The organism is Acinetobacter sp. CAU_H_60 (assembly GCF_058599385.1).
In genome coordinates, this window is sequence record NZ_CM178653.1 from 350,551 (window position 1) to 367,136 (window position 16,586).

15 protein-coding genes and 1 pseudogene are annotated in these 16,586 nt (G+C 44.0%); 8 read left to right on the forward strand and 8 right to left on the reverse strand.

Annotated elements, in window-relative coordinates; genetic code table 11:
* Nucleotides 1–28 precede the first annotated feature (28 nt).
* Nucleotides 29–466: a GNAT family N-acetyltransferase gene (locus AC4MBN_RS01625; RefSeq protein WP_491880545.1), complete on the reverse strand. Its 438-nt coding sequence runs from the start codon at nucleotides 464–466 to the stop codon at nucleotides 29–31.
* A gap of 131 nt (nucleotides 467–597) precedes the next feature.
* On the opposite strand from AC4MBN_RS01625, the gene AC4MBN_RS01630 reads away from it, so the two are divergent.
* The 3 genes and pseudogenes from AC4MBN_RS01630 to AC4MBN_RS01640 form a co-directional block, all read left to right on the forward strand.
* Complete coding sequence (locus AC4MBN_RS01630; protein WP_034169853.1) at nucleotides 598–1,536, forward strand: cation diffusion facilitator family transporter; 939 nt, start codon at nucleotides 598–600, stop codon at nucleotides 1,534–1,536.
* A gap of 411 nt (nucleotides 1,537–1,947) precedes the next feature.
* The gene (locus AC4MBN_RS01635) at nucleotides 1,948–3,003 is read left to right on the forward strand and encodes an MBL fold metallo-hydrolase (protein ID WP_159123646.1); all 1,056 of its coding nucleotides are present in this window, start codon (nucleotides 1,948–1,950) and stop codon (nucleotides 3,001–3,003) included.
* Nucleotides 3,004–3,099: 96 nt separating this feature from the next.
* Nucleotides 3,100–3,435 (forward strand): annotated as a pseudogene (locus AC4MBN_RS01640) (catalase-peroxidase 2); the annotation flags it as partial.
* A 97-nt stretch (nucleotides 3,436–3,532) separates the two neighbouring features.
* Here AC4MBN_RS01640 and AC4MBN_RS01645 read toward each other — a convergent pair.
* Complete coding sequence (locus AC4MBN_RS01645; protein WP_312209195.1) at nucleotides 3,533–5,053, reverse strand: catalase; 1,521 nt, start codon at nucleotides 5,051–5,053, stop codon at nucleotides 3,533–3,535.
* Between the two features lie 626 nt (nucleotides 5,054–5,679).
* Between AC4MBN_RS01645 and AC4MBN_RS01650 the strand changes: the two genes are divergently transcribed.
* A complete protein-coding gene (locus AC4MBN_RS01650; protein ID WP_004781833.1) occupies nucleotides 5,680–5,856 on the forward strand; it encodes a DUF7230 family protein in 177 nt (58 codons plus the stop codon).
* Here the strand turns inward: AC4MBN_RS01650 and AC4MBN_RS01655 are convergent.
* The 3 genes from AC4MBN_RS01655 to AC4MBN_RS01665 all read right to left on the reverse strand — a co-directional run bounded on the left by AC4MBN_RS01655 (nucleotide 5,853) and on the right by AC4MBN_RS01665 (nucleotide 9,268).
* A complete protein-coding gene (locus tag AC4MBN_RS01655; protein ID WP_491880546.1) occupies nucleotides 5,853–6,353 on the reverse strand; it encodes a hypothetical protein in 501 nt (166 codons plus the stop codon). The genes AC4MBN_RS01650 and AC4MBN_RS01655 overlap by 4 nt on opposite strands.
* Nucleotides 6,354–6,395: 42 nt before the next feature.
* Entirely contained in the window at nucleotides 6,396–8,693 is a 2,298-nt protein-coding gene (ptsP, locus tag AC4MBN_RS01660) for a phosphoenolpyruvate--protein phosphotransferase (RefSeq protein WP_323713735.1), read from the reverse strand.
* A 92-nt stretch (nucleotides 8,694–8,785) separates the two neighbouring features.
* Complete coding sequence (locus AC4MBN_RS01665; protein WP_004781838.1) at nucleotides 8,786–9,268, reverse strand: RNA pyrophosphohydrolase; 483 nt, start codon at nucleotides 9,266–9,268, stop codon at nucleotides 8,786–8,788.
* 182 nt (nucleotides 9,269–9,450) lie between these two features.
* Here AC4MBN_RS01665 and AC4MBN_RS01670 point away from each other — a divergent pair, with 182 nt between their 5' ends.
* A complete protein-coding gene (locus AC4MBN_RS01670; protein ID WP_419375024.1) occupies nucleotides 9,451–10,101 on the forward strand; it encodes an HAD family hydrolase in 651 nt (216 codons plus the stop codon).
* Between the two features lie 156 nt (nucleotides 10,102–10,257).
* Entirely contained in the window at nucleotides 10,258–10,509 is a 252-nt protein-coding gene (locus AC4MBN_RS01675; RefSeq protein ID WP_005232362.1) for a DUF2789 domain-containing protein, read from the forward strand.
* A gap of 45 nt (nucleotides 10,510–10,554) precedes the next feature.
* Here AC4MBN_RS01675 and ovoA read toward each other — a convergent pair whose 3' ends face one another.
* The 3 genes from ovoA to AC4MBN_RS01690 all read right to left on the reverse strand — a co-directional run bounded on the left by ovoA (nucleotide 10,555) and on the right by AC4MBN_RS01690 (nucleotide 14,187).
* Entirely contained in the window at nucleotides 10,555–12,678 is a 2,124-nt protein-coding gene (gene ovoA, locus AC4MBN_RS01680) for a 5-histidylcysteine sulfoxide synthase (protein ID WP_491880934.1), read from the reverse strand.
* Nucleotides 12,679–12,895: 217 nt separating this feature from the next.
* Nucleotides 12,896–13,765 carry a LysR family transcriptional regulator gene (locus tag AC4MBN_RS01685; protein WP_004781845.1) on the reverse strand — a complete coding sequence of 290 codons (870 nt, stop codon included), beginning with the start codon at nucleotides 13,763–13,765 and terminating at the stop codon, nucleotides 12,896–12,898.
* 185 nt (nucleotides 13,766–13,950) lie between these two features.
* A complete protein-coding gene (locus tag AC4MBN_RS01690) occupies nucleotides 13,951–14,187 on the reverse strand; it encodes a DUF2061 domain-containing protein (RefSeq protein ID WP_159123642.1) in 237 nt (78 codons plus the stop codon).
* A gap of 262 nt (nucleotides 14,188–14,449) precedes the next feature.
* On the opposite strand from AC4MBN_RS01690, the gene leuC reads away from it, so the two are divergent.
* The gene (leuC, locus tag AC4MBN_RS01695) at nucleotides 14,450–15,883 is read left to right on the forward strand and encodes a 3-isopropylmalate dehydratase large subunit (RefSeq protein ID WP_491880547.1); all 1,434 of its coding nucleotides are present in this window, start codon (nucleotides 14,450–14,452) and stop codon (nucleotides 15,881–15,883) included.
* Nucleotides 15,884–15,904: 21 nt separating this feature from the next.
* The gene (gene leuD / locus AC4MBN_RS01700) at nucleotides 15,905–16,555 is read left to right on the forward strand and encodes a 3-isopropylmalate dehydratase small subunit (protein ID WP_005232352.1); all 651 of its coding nucleotides are present in this window, start codon (nucleotides 15,905–15,907) and stop codon (nucleotides 16,553–16,555) included.
* The last annotated feature ends 31 nt before the right edge of the window (nucleotides 16,556–16,586 follow it).

Here is a 16,586-nt window from a genome sequence, read left to right on the forward strand (position 1 = left end):
GACCTAAAAGGAAGCTTTGGCTTCCTTTCTAGTTTTTCAATTGTAGATGCAGAATCGGGTAGGGATTACCTTCGCTATCGGTTTCTGAGCGTCTGATGATCTCAAAACCATGTTTTAAATAGAAAGCAGTCGCATCAGGGTTCTGCTCATTCACCTCCACTTCAGTCACACCCAGCTCAAGTGCATATTGCAATAACTGACTGCCAATGCCTTGCCGGAAAGCATCAGAGGAGATAAACAGCATTTCCAGTTTATGGCCGGCAATGCCCATAAAGCCCAGAACCTGCTGCTGATGTTCCACATGGAACAGTTGCACCTGATCAAAATAACTATGCTGAATAATCTGCTGGCGAATCTTCAGGATTTTCTCGTCATTCAGGAAATGATGAGAAGCCCGGACGGACTTCTCCCACAATTCTAGGAGCTGAGGATGCTGATCGGCAGAAGTAGGGACAATCACAGGCATGAAGATTCCGATTAAAAATGAGAACAACAAAACAATAAACAATTTATCGCAGCAGTTTATTAAGATGCAAACAGATAAAATGAAAAATCAAATAGATCCATCTGTTTGAGGAAAAACTAGGACAACTTTGAATGTCATCTGAATCTAATAAAATTGTGGTCTATGCAGCGTTATTTGGTAACTTGGCTATTGCGCTGGTTAAATTCGTCGCAGCCTATATTACCAATAGTTCTGCGATGCTGAGTGAAGCGATTCACTCGGTGGTCGATACCCTGAATGAAATTCTGTTGCTGTACGGCATGAAAAAGGCAGAGCAGCGTCCAGATGCCCACCATCCTTTTGGCTATGGCCGTGAACTGTATTTCTGGGCCTTTATTGTGGCCTTGATGGTCTTTGCACTGGGTGCGATTGTATCCATCTATCAAGGTATCCTGCACATCATTCATCCTGAAGAAATGCAGGATCCGATGATCAACTATATCGTGCTGGGTATTGCGATTCTGTGTGAAGGATTCTCCTGGACAGTGGCTTTAAGAACCTTCCGTAAAATGAAAGGGAAGATGGGCTATTTCGAAGCTTTTAGACGCAGTAAAGATCCGACTACCTTTACCGTATTATTTGAAGATACTGCTGCGCTAGTGGGGCTTTTTATTGCCCTGATCGGGATTTTCCTGGCTCATCAACTGAATATCCCTGAGCTGGATGGTGCTGCCTCTATTTTGATTGGTGTCGTGTTGGCGGTATCGGCCTGGTTACTGGCACGTGAAACCAAAGGTCTATTGCTGGGTGAAACAGCAGATCCTAGACTGCGTGAAAATGTACTTAACATTGCCCAGCAGGATGCTGCGGTCTATAGCGCCAATGGTGTATTAACCGAGCAAATGGGCGCGCATCAGGTGATTGCCTCCTTAAGTCTGGAATTCAAAGATGACCTGACTTCCGATGAAATCGAAGCGTGCGTTAACCGGATTGAAGCACAGATCAAACAGCTACACCCGGAAATTATTACCCTGTTTGTGAAACCTCAAACCAAAGCGGTATGGCTGGAACGGACTCAAGGTCGTATTTAAGGAAGTGAAGATTTCAGTAGATAACTTTCGTCGGATAGTCAGAAGGGCATCAAGCGTGATTACATGAATACGGGATAAAAATTTAGGTCATGAAGTCATGTACAGTCAGGTATGGAGTGGGAATTATCGGATGAATATCGATCATTCTCCAGTCTTTTTAGAAAGCAGAATGGGCACAAACTTGATCTCGAGTATTCATTTTTTTAGAAGCTTTTCATCGGTTTTAGTCTTTCCATGGGCTCGATGTTTTGCTAAAAATAACAAAAACATAAATGAATCTTAGGCACGTATTTCATACTATGCTGGAATACCGAAGTATATAAGTTTGTATGCGATTTAAAGAGATGCTCCGTTTGAAAATTCCAGGTGGATGCTGTCTTGCATATAACAAATAATAAATAGTGGATATTTATGCAAGATCTTTTCAAGACTAAAAAATTTCAGCTTGAGACTGAGTCCAGTTGGAAACATCTCTGGTCCAAGCCGGTATTTGATTATCTACATTCCGATCATTTTGATGGTGAGCGGTTTAAGAATCTGGAGCATCATTCGCTCGAGCAGAGTCGCTTTGACTTGTATAAATGGTTATTCACCAGAAAATCCAGCACCTGGGAAGTGAATCTGGAACAGGAACGTGCCGAGTTTTTTTCACGTCCGCGTGCCTTGCCACAAAATCGGCCAGAAGCCACTTTAGATGACTGGCAAATCTGGTTTATTGGGCATGCCACCGCCCTGATCCAGATCGGGCCGTATAATTTTCTGACTGATCCGGTCTGGTGTGAATATGCCAGTCCTTCTGCATCCCGAGGGCCACAGCGCGTTATTCCTGCTGGCATTGCCCTGGATGAGCTGCCGCATATTGATGCCGTATTGCTCAGCCATAACCATTATGATCATATGGATCTGGCGACCTTGGCCTGGTTGCATCAGACCTATCAAATGCCGATCTATACCGGTCTGGGCAATGGCTGGTACCTGCCTAAAGACTATAATGTCATTGAAATGGACTGGTGGGAAAACGCATTTTTTGAAGATATTCAGATTGTCTATTCGCCAGCACAGCACGCTTCAGGGCGCGGAATGCGTGATCAGAACTGTGCATTATGGGGTGGTTTTTCTTTATTGAATGGCAAGGATCATTGCTATTTTGCCGGGGATAGCGGCTATGCGCCGCATTTCAAGGAAATTCGAAAACGCCTCGGGCCACCACGAATTGCGCTGTTACCGATCGGTGCCTATGAACCACGTGAATTGATGCGCAATATTCATATGAATCCGGAAGATGCTTTCCATGCCCATCAGGACTTAATGGCACGGTGTTCAATGGCAATTCATTATCGAACGTTCCAGCTCACCGATGAAGCACGTGACCAGCCTGAAAATGAATTGCAGCATATTATCCAGCATTCCTCCAAGCTGATTAACCCGTTTTACTGTATTCGTGAAGGCAAGCGGATTATTGTCTAAGGGCTTCAGGTCATTCCTGTATAACGATTGAGTCGTTAGCTAGCATAGAGAGGAACTCTCATTTCTATGGGATTAAATCCTATGCTGAAGGGTACAGGTGCCAATCATGGTGGAAGCAAGCATGGCGTACTGACTGATCGGGTCGGTGTATTGAGCAATGATTTCTTTGTGAACCTGATGGATATGAATAATGTCTGGGTGCCGGTAGAAGAAAACCTTTATGAAATCCGTGACCGTCAAACACATGACCTGAAATGGACTGCAACCCGTGTCGATCTGGTCTTTGGTTCCAACTCAATTTTACGTGCCTATTCTGAAGTTTATGCTCAGGATGACAATAAGGAAAAATTTGTACGTGACTTTATCAAAGCCTGGACCAAAGTCATGAACGCTGACCGTTATGATGTTAAACATCAACGTGAAGCCGCTTAAATTGAAATGCCATTCATATTCCTGATGCTTTAATTTAATATCCATAAAAAACCACCCTCGGGTGGTTTTTTTATTTGCTCAAATCAAGCCGAAAAACTTAGAGAAAGCTTGGTAAGCCTTTGGCTGGATCAGTTGCGCGAGCCATCTGGGCATCAGCTACGCTCATCCCAAGAGCTTGGGCAACACCTTCACCATAGGCTGGATCACAGGCATAACAGTTACGGATATGACGGTACTTAATGAAATCAAGCGCATCACCCATTGCGGCTGCGGTATTATTAAATAGAGCCTGTTTCTGCTCATCATTCATCAGGTTGAACAGGGCACGTGGCTGACTGAAGTAGTCATTATCATCTTTGCGATAATCCCAGAAATCTGCATCACCCGTGATTTTGAGTGGTGGCTCTCTGAATTCTGGCTGTTCCTGCCACTGGCTGAAACTGTTCGGTTCATAATGCGGCAATGAACCATAGTTACCATCCATACGCCCTAAACCATCACGGTGATTTGAATGTACTGGGCAACGTGCGGCATTGACCGGAATCTGGGCATGATTCACGCCCACGCGATAACGAGCAGCATCAGCATAGTTGACTAAGCGTGCCTGTAGCATACGATCCGGTGAGTAACTAATACCTGGCACCAGATTACTTGGAGCAAAAGCAGCCTGTTCTACGTCCTGGAAATAGTTTTCCGGATTACGGTTCAGCTCAAATTCACCTACTTCAATCAGTGGATAATCACCTTTCGGCCAGACTTTGGTCAGGTCAAACGGGTGATAAGGCACTTTCTCGGCATCGGTTTCAGGCATGATCTGAACGTACATTTTCCATTTTGGATAGTCGCCACGTTCGATTGCATCAAATAGGTCAGTCTGGCTGCTTTCACGGTCTTTAGCGATTAGCTCTGCTGCCTCAGCATCAGTCAGATTCTTGATACCTTGCTGGGTACGCATGTGGAATTTTACCCAGAAGCGTTCATTTTGGGCATTGATAAAACTGTAGGTATGACTGCCGAAACCGTGCATATGACGATAGCCGGCTGGAATCCCACGATCCGACATTACGATGGTAACTTGATGTAGTGCTTCCGGCAATAAAGTCCAGAAATCCCAGTTATTGGTGGCGCTACGTTTATTGGTTTTCGGATCACGTTTTACTGCTTTGTTTAAGTCAGGAAATTTACGTGGATCACGCAGGAAGAATACCGGTGTATTGTTACCGACTAGGTCCCAGTTACCTTCTTCAGTATAGAACTTCAGGGCAAAACCACGAATATCACGTTCTGCATCAGCTGCACCGCGTTCACCAGCGACGGTTGAGAAACGGGCAAAGAGTTCAGTTTTTTTACCGACTTCCGAGAAAATTTTTGCACGGGTATATTCGGTAATGTCATTGGTTACGGTAAAGGTACCAAATGCACCTGAACCTTTTGCGTGCATACGGCGCTCAGGAATCACTTCGCGAACAAAGTTAGCCAGTTTTTCATTCAGCCATAAGTCTTGGGCCAGCAATGGGCCGCGGCTACCTGCCGTCATACTGTTCTGGTTGTCGACTACAGGTGCGCCAGCTTCAGTAGTCAGATGGGTGACAGGGCACTTTTTCATATCTTGGCTCATATTTCTCTCCAAGCGTTGAGAATTTTATTCGTTATTCCAGCATTCAAAAAAATCATCTATAAGCGCAGGAATAACATTAGGGGCTTTATTTCCAACAGATTTTTAATTAAGTGAGTTGTTGAATTGGGTGTTTTGGCAATAAGTTTGGTTTTTCTGTAACTTCAGAAAATACTGCCTAAATGAATAAAAATTAAGTCATTGAAAATAAATAATCTAATTTGAACATAAGATATTTCTAGAAATGTGACAATGTTAAAATATGCAAATTTTTCACTCAGTTTAAAATGATTAAATAAGAAAATCAGAATTTAAGATGTCTTCTCTAAGTCAGAAAAATGCTTCAATATTTCTTTTATTTTTTATAAATTGTTGAGTAAGTTATTAATTATATAAATATTTTTAAAGTAGCTAGATTTAAGATTAAAATATAAAGATTAAACAGGTAGTTAAATCAGCATTCTCTTGCTCACAATTTTCTGATTTTTACAGCAAGAATATCTACCAAATTATCTATTTTCTGGAAAATATTTAAGTGCTGATCTGCTTGAAAATTGGCCAGTCGCCCTTATAATCATTTCACATCCCGAGCGGATCATTTCCTTAGCCCAAATTAAACAGAGAGCAAGATGGCAAAGAAAAAAGCTGTAGAGGCAGTCATGCCAAACTTCGTGGCCAAACATATGCATGAAGTCAATAAAAGCCAGGTTTTTGTAGATCGGAAGAAAAATGCAAAACGTGGTTATACCAAGCACAAACAAGGGCGATATCAACAAGATGATCGCCCTTTTTTATGGGCAGCTTAGGGCGGCCAGGAAGAAGTGGATCTGTTCTGGACGGGAGCTGATTTTAAGGGATTCTGTGGAGTATAGTTAAAAGATGAATTTCTTTTCGAAGAATGCGGTGAGTTTTGTCGGGTAGTTGAAGAAGCTTCTTCGGGAAACATATTTTGAAAAAAACGGGGCAGGGTCGCAGAACTCGAAGATCTATTTGGATCAGCATCAGCCATAGGCCGGGTCTGCTGAAAACTGGCAAATTCTCCTAGCTGTTGCCGATACAGTTTCGCCGCAATGACCGATGGATCATTCTTGCCTAAACGCCATTGCTGGGTACGAGAAATTTCAATTCCCCATAAGGGACAGGCTTTAGGACGTTCAGTTTCACGGATATACTGGTGACTCGAGCTGACATTATTACGATCACGAGAAGATGTATATCTGGATTTTTGTGAACGTAAGGCTGGTGCAACAATAATAAAATAAAACGCTGCAGCTAGCATAAGCAGGATAAGCACAAATTCCATAAGTACCTCGACTGATGCAGAGGAACCTGGAAAAGTTCCTCCTTAAGCGCTGACCATACGGGTGGTGGATTTCACCATATCTCCTAAACCATGTGTTCTAAAATAATGCTCCATCCAGCTTTTTACCATGAGTGGATTGTCCAGTTTTAGTACATGTTTGAGTAATTCCTGTGCATCAGGCATCGGTACATGACAGATCGTTTTTCGGACTCTCAATATATTACTGGAACTCATGGACAGGGTATTGAATCCCATGGCCATTAATAGTACGGCCGATAGAGGATCACCAGCCATTTCACCACAGATACTGATCGGTTTGTTATTACGGTGACAGTCTTCTACCAAGCGGGTCAGGGCGCGCAGAATGGCTGGGTGCAAATGTGAATAAACGTTGGCCACACGCGGATTATTCCGGTCTACGGCAAGTAAATATTGAGTCAAATCGTTAGAACCGACCGAAAAGAAATCGACCAGTTCAGAAAACTCATCAATCTGATGCAGTACGCTTGGTACTTCCACCATAATCCCGATTTGCGGCTTGGTAATTTTGACCTGTTCTTCTTCCTGAACGGCATGATGATCACGTTCTAACAGATACAGTGCTTCTTCAACTTCACTGACGCTGGTGACCATTGGCAACAGGATATGCAGATTATTCAGGCCGATACTGGCTTTTAGCATGGCACGAATCTGAGAAGAGAAGATTTCAGGATGATCCAGCGTGAAACGGATACCGCGCCAGCCCAATGCTGAATTTTCTTCCTCAATCGAGAAATATGGCAGGTCTTTGTCTGCACCAATATCCAGTGTTCGCATCACCACCGGTTTATTGGCAAAGTGACTGAGCTGCTGCCGGTAAATGGCACGTTGTTCCTCTTCACCCGGGAAGCGGTCACGCAACATGAAGGGAATTTCAGAACGGTACAGGCCAACACCTTTGGCACCACGCTGTACACCACGAACCACGTCAATCATCAAGCCGGTATTTACAAACAGACGTACAGCAGTCCCATCCGGTGTAATTGCATCTTTGGTCTCGTATTGACGTAGATCTTTGGCAATCTGTTCTTCTTCTTTCTGAATCTCTTTATAACGGGTACGCAAACGGCGTGGTGGATTAATAAAGATGCGGCCCTGATGTGCATCGACAATCATCTCGACGTCATCCAAGGTGTTGATTGGCAGTTCGGTCACACCCACGACAGTCGGAATACCCAGCGCGCGTGCCACAATCACCATGTGTGAATTCATGGCACCTTCAGTGGTGACAATTGCTGCAATCTTATCGACAGGTAATTCCACCAGCGCAGCTGTTGAAATTTCTTCACCAATCAGGATGCTTTCATCCGTCAGTTCGCGATGGCTTTCATCAGCTTCCTGTAATTTGGCCAGAATACGGCGCCCTAGATCTTTCAGATCAGCGACACGTTCACGCAGGTAATCATCTTCCATCTGCGCAAACTGCGCGACATGGTTATCAATCACGATGCGAACTGCACCTTGCGCCCAGTGACCATCACGAATCAAGGCTTTAATTTCCGATGGCAAAGCATTTTCATCCAGCATACGCAGGAACACACTGAACAAGGCGCGTTCTTCGGCCATCAGCGCATCCTGCATTTTGTCATCCAGGAACTGAATTTCTTCACGTACCGAATTTAAGGCATTATCCAGTAAAGCCAGTTCTTCGCTAATATCATCTGCTTCACGATCCGGAACGGCACCCAGATCTGCAGGTGGATAAAGCACAATGGCGCGGCCGAGTGCGATACCGCCAGAACCGGATACACCCTGGAAGGTTTTATATGCCGGTAAATTATTTGGCTTGCGGAATACATCAATATTGCCGACTGCATGGGCGTGAGCGATTACGCCCGAAAGCTGGGCACATAGCGTAACCAGGAACGATTCAGCCGCTTCACTAAAATCTTGGGATTCTTTATTTTGGACAACCAGTACGCCCATGACCTTACGGCGATACATGACCGGAACGCCCAGAAAGGAATTATAAATTTCTTCGCCCGTTTCCGGTAAATACAGAAAACGATCATGCTTAGGGGCATTGTCGAGGTTAACGATTTCCTCTCGTTGACCCACCAGACCAACCAGGCCTTCACCGGTATGTAGAGAAACATGACCGACAGCTTCAGGCTTCAGGCCTTTAGATGCCATTAACAGATAACGCTGGTTGCGTTCATCGAGCAGATAAATGGAGCAAACATCCACATGCATGGCCTCAGCGACCTGATTGACCATAATATCGAGTGATTCATGCAAACTGGTAGACGCATTAATCTCTTGGACAATGCGTCTCAGGGTATCCAGTTGCATATTCGACATAGGAGCTGCTCCGTATTTTTTTAGAAGTCCGGTAATTTAGTTTATTTATAACAATAGCCGAGCAAAAAATCTGCACATGCACGCGATTTTTTTTAAGGTTTTTGTTGTGGTAATTGCTGACAGAGTTCAATCATGGCCTTGCGATAAACATCGCGTTTAAAATTCACCACTTGGCCTAATGGATACCAGTAACTGACCCATTGCCATTGATCAAATTCGGGCGGATCGGACAGATCAAGTTGAATGTTCTGTACGGGCGCCGTCAGTTTGAGTAAAAACCACTTCTGTTTTTGACCGATACATACCGGATCTGAATCCGTGCGAATGTATCGATACGGCAAACGATAACGCAACCATCCTTTGGTCTGCGCGATAATCTGGACGTGTTCAGGCAGTAAGCCAACTTCTTCTCTCAGCTCACGATAAAGTGCCTGCTCAGGGGTTTCTCCATATTGGATACCTCCTTGTGGAAATTGCCATGCATTATGACCAATGCGTTTTGCCCATAAAACCTGTCCAGCATCGTTTGCCAAAATGATCCCGACATTCGGTCGGAAACCTTCTGAGTCGATCATTTGGCTACCTAAAATTGTTTAATTTATGCCTTTGCTTTCGGGGAATATTATTTCTTTATCCAACTCGAAAAAAAGCAAAGTTTAAAAATGTTAAAATTGCTATGATCTTAACGAATTTCTATCGACTAGCGGAGATAGATTTACAATTTTTTTCTTAAATTTCAGTTTTTACGAGTATTTTCATGAAATTGGCGCTATTTGATCTCGATCACACCCTGTTAAACACCGATTCGGATCATTCCTGGGGGGAATTCCTGGTCAATGAAGGTCTGGTGGATCCCGTTCATCACCGCGCCATGAATGACAAGTTCTATGAGGACTATAAAAAGGGTCAACTGGATCCCTATGCCTATAATGAATTTGTGTTCCAGTTTTTGACCCAACATGACCATGATTATCTGACCGAATTACATCAACTGTTCATGCAAAAAGTCATTCGCCCACAGATGCGTCCGGAAGGTTTTAAAGCGATTCAGCGCCATAAAGATGCGGGACATGACATTGTCGGCATTACTGCAACCTCGGACTTTATTACCGCACCGATCTTCCGTGAGTTTGGCATTACTGAAATTATTGCCACCAATGCTGAAGTCATTGACGGTAAATATACGGGTAAGGTGACCAATATTGCCTGCTATCAGCAAGGTAAACTGACCCGTCTGGAACAATGGCTGGCAGGTCGTGACGTGACCGAGTCTTGGGCATATTCAGATTCAATCAATGACCGTTTTCTGCTGGAACATGCAGATCATGCCATTGCTGTGAATCCGGATGATCGTCTGGAAGCACTGGCCAAAGAACAGGGCTGGGAAATTCAGGACTGGTCGATTTAAGCAGTTCGTTCGATTTAATCAGGCACAACTTCGGTTGTGCTTTTTTATAAGCAGAAGAGGGTACTTTTTGACATGCCCGTTGCTGAATAAACATGCTATGCTTAGAACAAATAAAGCAAGTCGACAATAACGATAGCAAGCGCTGAGGTAATGAAAATGACCCAAGTTAGACCGCGTATGACTCATTTATTTGCACAGTTAGGTCTGGATTCAAGTGCAGAAGGGATTGCCCAATTTATTCATGAGCATCAATTACCCAAAGATGTGAACCTGATGGAGGCGCCGTACTGGTCAGATGCGCAGCGCCAGTTCTTGGCTGAAAAAATTGCTTCAGATGGAGAATGGGCCATTGTGGTGGATCAGCTCAATGAATCTCTGCATGAGGATGCCACTAGCGGAATTGAGTAGTGAACAAAAAGCCAATCAACTGATTGGCTTTTTTCATTTGGGGCATTACTGTATCCGTTTCCATAAAGTTACTTGGGACAGGGTATGTTGATATTTACGCGCTGTTTCCCGGATCACAAAAGGCATATCCACAGGTTCGTCCAGCATTTCAAAATGTGGGCTGAGTAAAGCTTTGATGCCCTCTAAGGTACTCAGGTTTTCTCCCGCCTGCTTAAATCCGCCGATCCATTCACTGCGTGCTGTATGTTCTTCCAGCCAGGTATAAGGCGAGGCCAGCATCAAAATGCCGCCTATATTCAGGCGATTATGAATCTCACTCAGAAAAGCTTTAGGATGATGCAGACGATCAATCAGGTTAGCTGCCAGAATAAAATCATAATCTTTAAGCTGCGGTTTCAGGTTGCAGGCATCGCCCTGATAAAACTCGACCTTATTGGCAACCTGTTCAAGTCCAAGTTCTGCCAGTGAGCAGGATTTATATTCCACCAGTTCACCTTCAACAGGAATGCTATAGCGCAGGGTCTCTCCTTGCGCCAGCACCACACCTTGCTGAATAAAACGGGCTGAAAAATCTAGACCGGTGACCTGATCAAAATCTTGGGCCAGTTCAAAGCTGGCGCGTCCGGTTGCACACCCGATATCCAGCGCTTTATGACACGGAATGTTTTGAAAATAAGGACGAGCTAATTGAATCAGGCTTTGGGCAAAGTTTGGAACAGCAAAATATTCTGCTCCATACTGGAATTCCAGATATTGGGAAATCAGCTGATCACTTTCATATTGCGAGTGAAACTGCGGTGATGTCTCTTCCGCGGCAACATAGCGAAAACCGGCATGCTGGAAAAAATGTCGCCGGAATGCATAGCGTGAACTGTGCAGGGCTTCATTACCGGCTGAAATCCAGGAACCGCCTTTAATTAGATGATGTTGGCCATCAAAAGTAGGGGTACTAAAATCATCGTAGAAGGGATGGACCTGAAAGCCTTCGAAAGGATAAATCGGGGTCTCGGTCCATTGCCAGACATTGCCCTGAACATCATAAAAATCGCCATGCTGAAAATGATCCACCGGACAAGAGCTAGGGCCATATTTTAATTCAATATTGGCTTGCTCAGGACTTGGCAATTTGGGATCCAGTCCTGAAACTGCATATAGTCGATACCATTCATCTTCAGTTGGCAGACGAATGGATTCTCCGGTCTGTGCTGATTTCCAGTTACAGAAAGCCTTGGCTTCATGATAATTCACTTCGACTGGCCAGTCCCAAGGCATCGGAACTTCTTCCAGCATCAATCTTAATGACCAACCCAGTTCCGTTTTGACCCAGAAGGTAGGATGTGTGGCTTGAGAAAATGCCAACCATTGCTGGCCTTCTTCAGTCCAGTAGTCAGCTGTCTGATAACCTTCTGCTTCTACAAAGGCTAAAAACTCCTGATTGGATACCAGATATTTGGAGGCTTCGAATTCTGCAATTTCGGCATGATGGTGGCCGTATTCATTGTCCCAGCCATAAAAAGCATGTTCAAAATTTTTATGTAAATTGACCTGACCTGCCGGTACCTTTACCAGACTATTTTCAGGTGCAATACCGGTAATGACATTGGCACGCCACTGCGGATGATTTTGTACATAACGTAACTGATGCTGGCGGATTAAAACCGAAGACGTTTCCAGATGAATCCGTTCATGCTCAATGCCCATGATGATGGTCCACCAGGGATTGTGCCAGTTTAGTGGAAGTTGTAGCGGCGCATGTTCTATCACTTTCAAGACCAGGGCACGTACCTGATGCCGGTAATCACGTACCGCCTGAATGCTAGGCCAGTGATAGTTCTGTTCATCCAGATCATCCCAGCTCATTTCATCTACACCAATCGCGAAGATACTTTCCAGATGCGGATTCAAACGTTCCGGGATCAGTTGAGCCAGCAACAGCTTATTGATAAAAAAAGTGGCAGTATGACCAAAATAAAAGATCAGCGGATGACGTAAGGCAATCGGTTTGACATAAAAGGCTTCTTCATTTTTCAGGCAGTCAAACAGTTGCTCATAGGTGTCAAAGGTATTTAGGAAATAATCACGTAATACGGCACGCGCTGTCGGTTCATCTTCAAAATCAAGGTTGGGAGTCGGGTGTAGCGTTGGTTTAAGCGGTTTCCATAAACCCATTTCTTCGAGCAGGTCATGAGAAGAAGATAATAAAGTTTTGGAGTCAGAAGATTTGATCTGCATTCTACGCTTCCTTGAATACGTTTTAATTTTTCATCTTCAGGAAAATGAATTTGATACTTTTAAAAGTACTTGAAAGGAAGCAACTGATGCGATGTATTTAGGTAACAAAATGCTGCATCGATATTGATGCAGCAGAGAAATGTGAAAATTAATTTTAAATTGACGGGCCTTGCATCAGTTGAACCAATGCTTCAGCCGCCTTCGATTGAGTACGACCCGGATGCCAGACCATCCCGAGCTGACGGTTCATTTCCAGATTCAGATCCAGTTCTTGCAGGTCATGATTGACCAGGGTTTTGGGCAAGACTGACCAGCCTAAACCAATCGAAACCAGCATCCGGATCGATTCAAGCGGATTATTACTCATGGTCGTTTTCGGCTTGATACCCTGTTTTTCAAACTCAGCCATCGTAATCTGCGTGGTATAGGTCTGCGCAGAAGGCAGCAGGCTTGGGTAATTCACCAGATCTTCAAGAGACAGGTTTTTTTGCTGAGCCAACGGATGGAACGGTGCTACCACAAAAACCAGAGGATCATTCCAGATAGTGACATATTTCAGGCGCTCATCCCCATGCGGCGGTAGCGTCAGAAAAGCCAGTTCCAGATCACCGGCAATGACCTGTTCATGTGCCTGTTCAGAATCTACAAAATGTACATCCAGGGTCACATTCGGATATTGCTGTACATATTCACGCAGATGGCTCGGTAAATGATGCAGACCAATATGATGGCTGGTGCCAATTTTCAGTTTGCCTTGTACCTGACCTTGTTCATGACTCAGGGTATAGTGAATATCACCCAGCTCGTTCAGCCAGTTTTTTACTTTAGGCAGCAGGGAATGTGCTGCATGAGTGGCCTGTACACCACGGCCCGCAGATTCAAATAATTTCACCCCGAAATATTCTTCCAGACTGTGAATACGTTTGGTCACAGCTGGTTGGGTAATAAAAAGCTGATCTGCAGCCAAAGAAATCGAACCTGTTTCCATGACTTTTACAAAGGCTTCAAAAGCTGCGAGATTCATCTTGATCACCTATAAAGTTTTTTTATGCTTAAGTTTATTATTGTAATAATTTAAGAATAAATCAAAGTAAAAATATAGAACTATTGGTTTAATGTTGAATTAATACACATTTTTAAATGTTTTATTTTATGTCATAAAAAAAGCCACCGAGGGTAGGTGGCTAAAAGAGGAAGATCGACAAAAATTTATGCGGTGATTTCCTCATCCTGTTGCTGGCTTTTTGCTTCCCAGATTTTCTCGTGGAAGAAGAAAGCAACCGCCTGTACAGTCGGTTCTAATAAACTCAAGGCAATCGCCATGGTTAAACTGCCTGTGACAAAATAGCCCACTAACATCGCGACAGTGATGTGCATGATGTAATAGCTAAATGTCTTTTTGAACATGCGCTGATTGTTGTCTACGAAACGTTGAATATGTGCCATGTTGATCTTCCTCAAAACAAATGATCTGTGCCGATGAGGAAATAATAATAATTCTCATTTAATTTGTAAAAACGAATATTCTTGATAAATTAATCGGAAAATTAGATTTTTGAAAAGAGAGCTAAACCATGATTTAATTTAAGTTTTAAAAGATTCCAAAAAGTTTTTTAACTAATAAAAATGATAAATTAGATTTATGTGAATGCAGCGATATAATCAAAATTAGCGAAAGAATTTACCCAGTCCAGTGGAGCACATCGACATGGCAGGCGAGACCCAAACAGCAAAAACATTATACGATAAGTTATGGGATGACCATTTAGTAAAACAACGAGATGATGGTTCAGCTCTACTTTATATCGACCGTCATTTATTGCATGAAGTGACTTCACCACAAGCCTTTGAAGGCTTGCAACTTGCTGGCCGTAAGCCATGGCGTTTAAGTGCCAACATCGCAACACCTGACCATAACGTACCGACCTCTAAAAAAGAGCGTGAGCAGGGTGTGGCTGGGATTGAAGATGATACTTCACGTATCCAGGTACAAACCCTGGATGACAATTGTAAGACGTTCAATATTGTTGAATTTGATATTAACGATATTCGTCAAGGGATCGCGCACGTGGTAGGTCCTGAGCAGGGCCTAACCTTACCAGGTATGACCGTTGTATGTGGTGACTCACATACTGCAACACATGGTGCATTTGGCTGCTTGGCACACGGGATTGGAACATCAGAAGTTGAACATGTATTGGCGACCCAATGTCTTGTTCAAAAGAAAATGAAAAATATGTTGGTGCGCGTTGACGGTAAATTAGGTCAGGGCGTAACACCGAAAGACGTTGTTTTAGCCATTATCGGTAAAATTGGAACTGCTGGCGGTACAGGTCACGCAATTGAATTTGGTGGTCAGGTGTTCCGTGACATGTCGATCGAAGGCCGTATGACCGTGTGTAACATGGCAATCGAAGCGGGCGCACGTGTCGGTATGGTTGCAGTCGACGAAAAAACCATTGAGTATGTCAAAGACCGTCCATATGCACCGAAAGGCGAGCAATGGGATCAGGCGGTTGCGTACTGGAATACCTTGCATTCTGATGAAGGCGCGCACTTCGATACAGTCGTGGTGTTGCAAGGTGAAGAGATTGAACCACAAGTCTCTTGGGGGACTTCTCCTGAGATGGTGATTCCGGTGTCTCACGCGGTTCCAACTTTGGAACAGGCCAAAGATGATGTACAGCGCAATGACTGGAACCGTGCTTATCAATATATGGGCTTAACCGCAGGTCAGGCTTTAGCAGATATTCAGTTAGACCGTGTATTCATCGGTTCTTGCACCAACTCACGTATCGAAGATATTCGTGCTGCGGCTGAAGTGATCAAAGGTCGTAAAGTGGCTTCTAGCATTAAACAGGCAATGGTGGTTCCGGGTTCTGGTTTGGTGAAACAGCAGGCAGAATCTGAAGGTCTGGATAAAGTCTTTATCGAAGCTGGTTTTGAATGGCGTGAACCAGGCTGTTCTATGTGTTTGGCAATGAATGCTGACAAATTGCAGCCAGGCGAACATTGCGCCTCAACTTCAAACCGTAACTTTGAAGGTCGTCAGGGTAATGGCGGTCGTACCCACTTGGTGAGTCCAGCCATGGCGGCGGCGGCAGCGATTGCCGGTCACTTTGTTGATGTCCGTTCATTTTAATTGGTACGCAGGAGCAGAAATATGAAAGCTTATACCGTTGAACAAGGTATTGTTGCACCTTTAGACCGTGCCAATGTCGATACAGATTTAATTATTCCAAAACAGTTTTTGAAATCGATCAAACGTACCGGTTTCGGTGAAAACCTGTTTGATGAGTTGCGTTATTTGGATGAAGGTTATCCGGGTCAGGATAACTCGGTTCGTCCGATTAACCCGGACTTCGTGTTAAACCAGCCACGTTATCAAGGTGCATCGATTTTAATTTCACGTGCTAACTTCGGTTGCGGTTCAAGTCGTGAGCATGCGCCGTGGGCATTGAATGAATACGGTTTCCGTACTGTGATTGCGCCAAGCTTTGCTGATATTTTCTTTAATAACTGTTTTAAAAATGGCATGTTGCCGGTGATCTTGCCGGAAGAAACGGTTGATCAGTTATTCAAGGAATGTGCAGCAGCTGAAGGCTATCAGTTAACGATTGATCTGGAAGCGCAGGAAGTTCGTACACCAAATGGCGAAAGCTTCAAGTTTGAAGTGGACCCATTCCGTAAGCATTGTTTGTTAAATGGTTTGGATGATATTGGCTTAACTTTGCAGGCAGCAGATGATATTCGTGCCTACGAAGAAAAAACCAAACAATCACGCCCATGGGTATTTGCTGAAATTCATTCATAAAACAGCAAAAATTGTCATGGCATGACTGCGA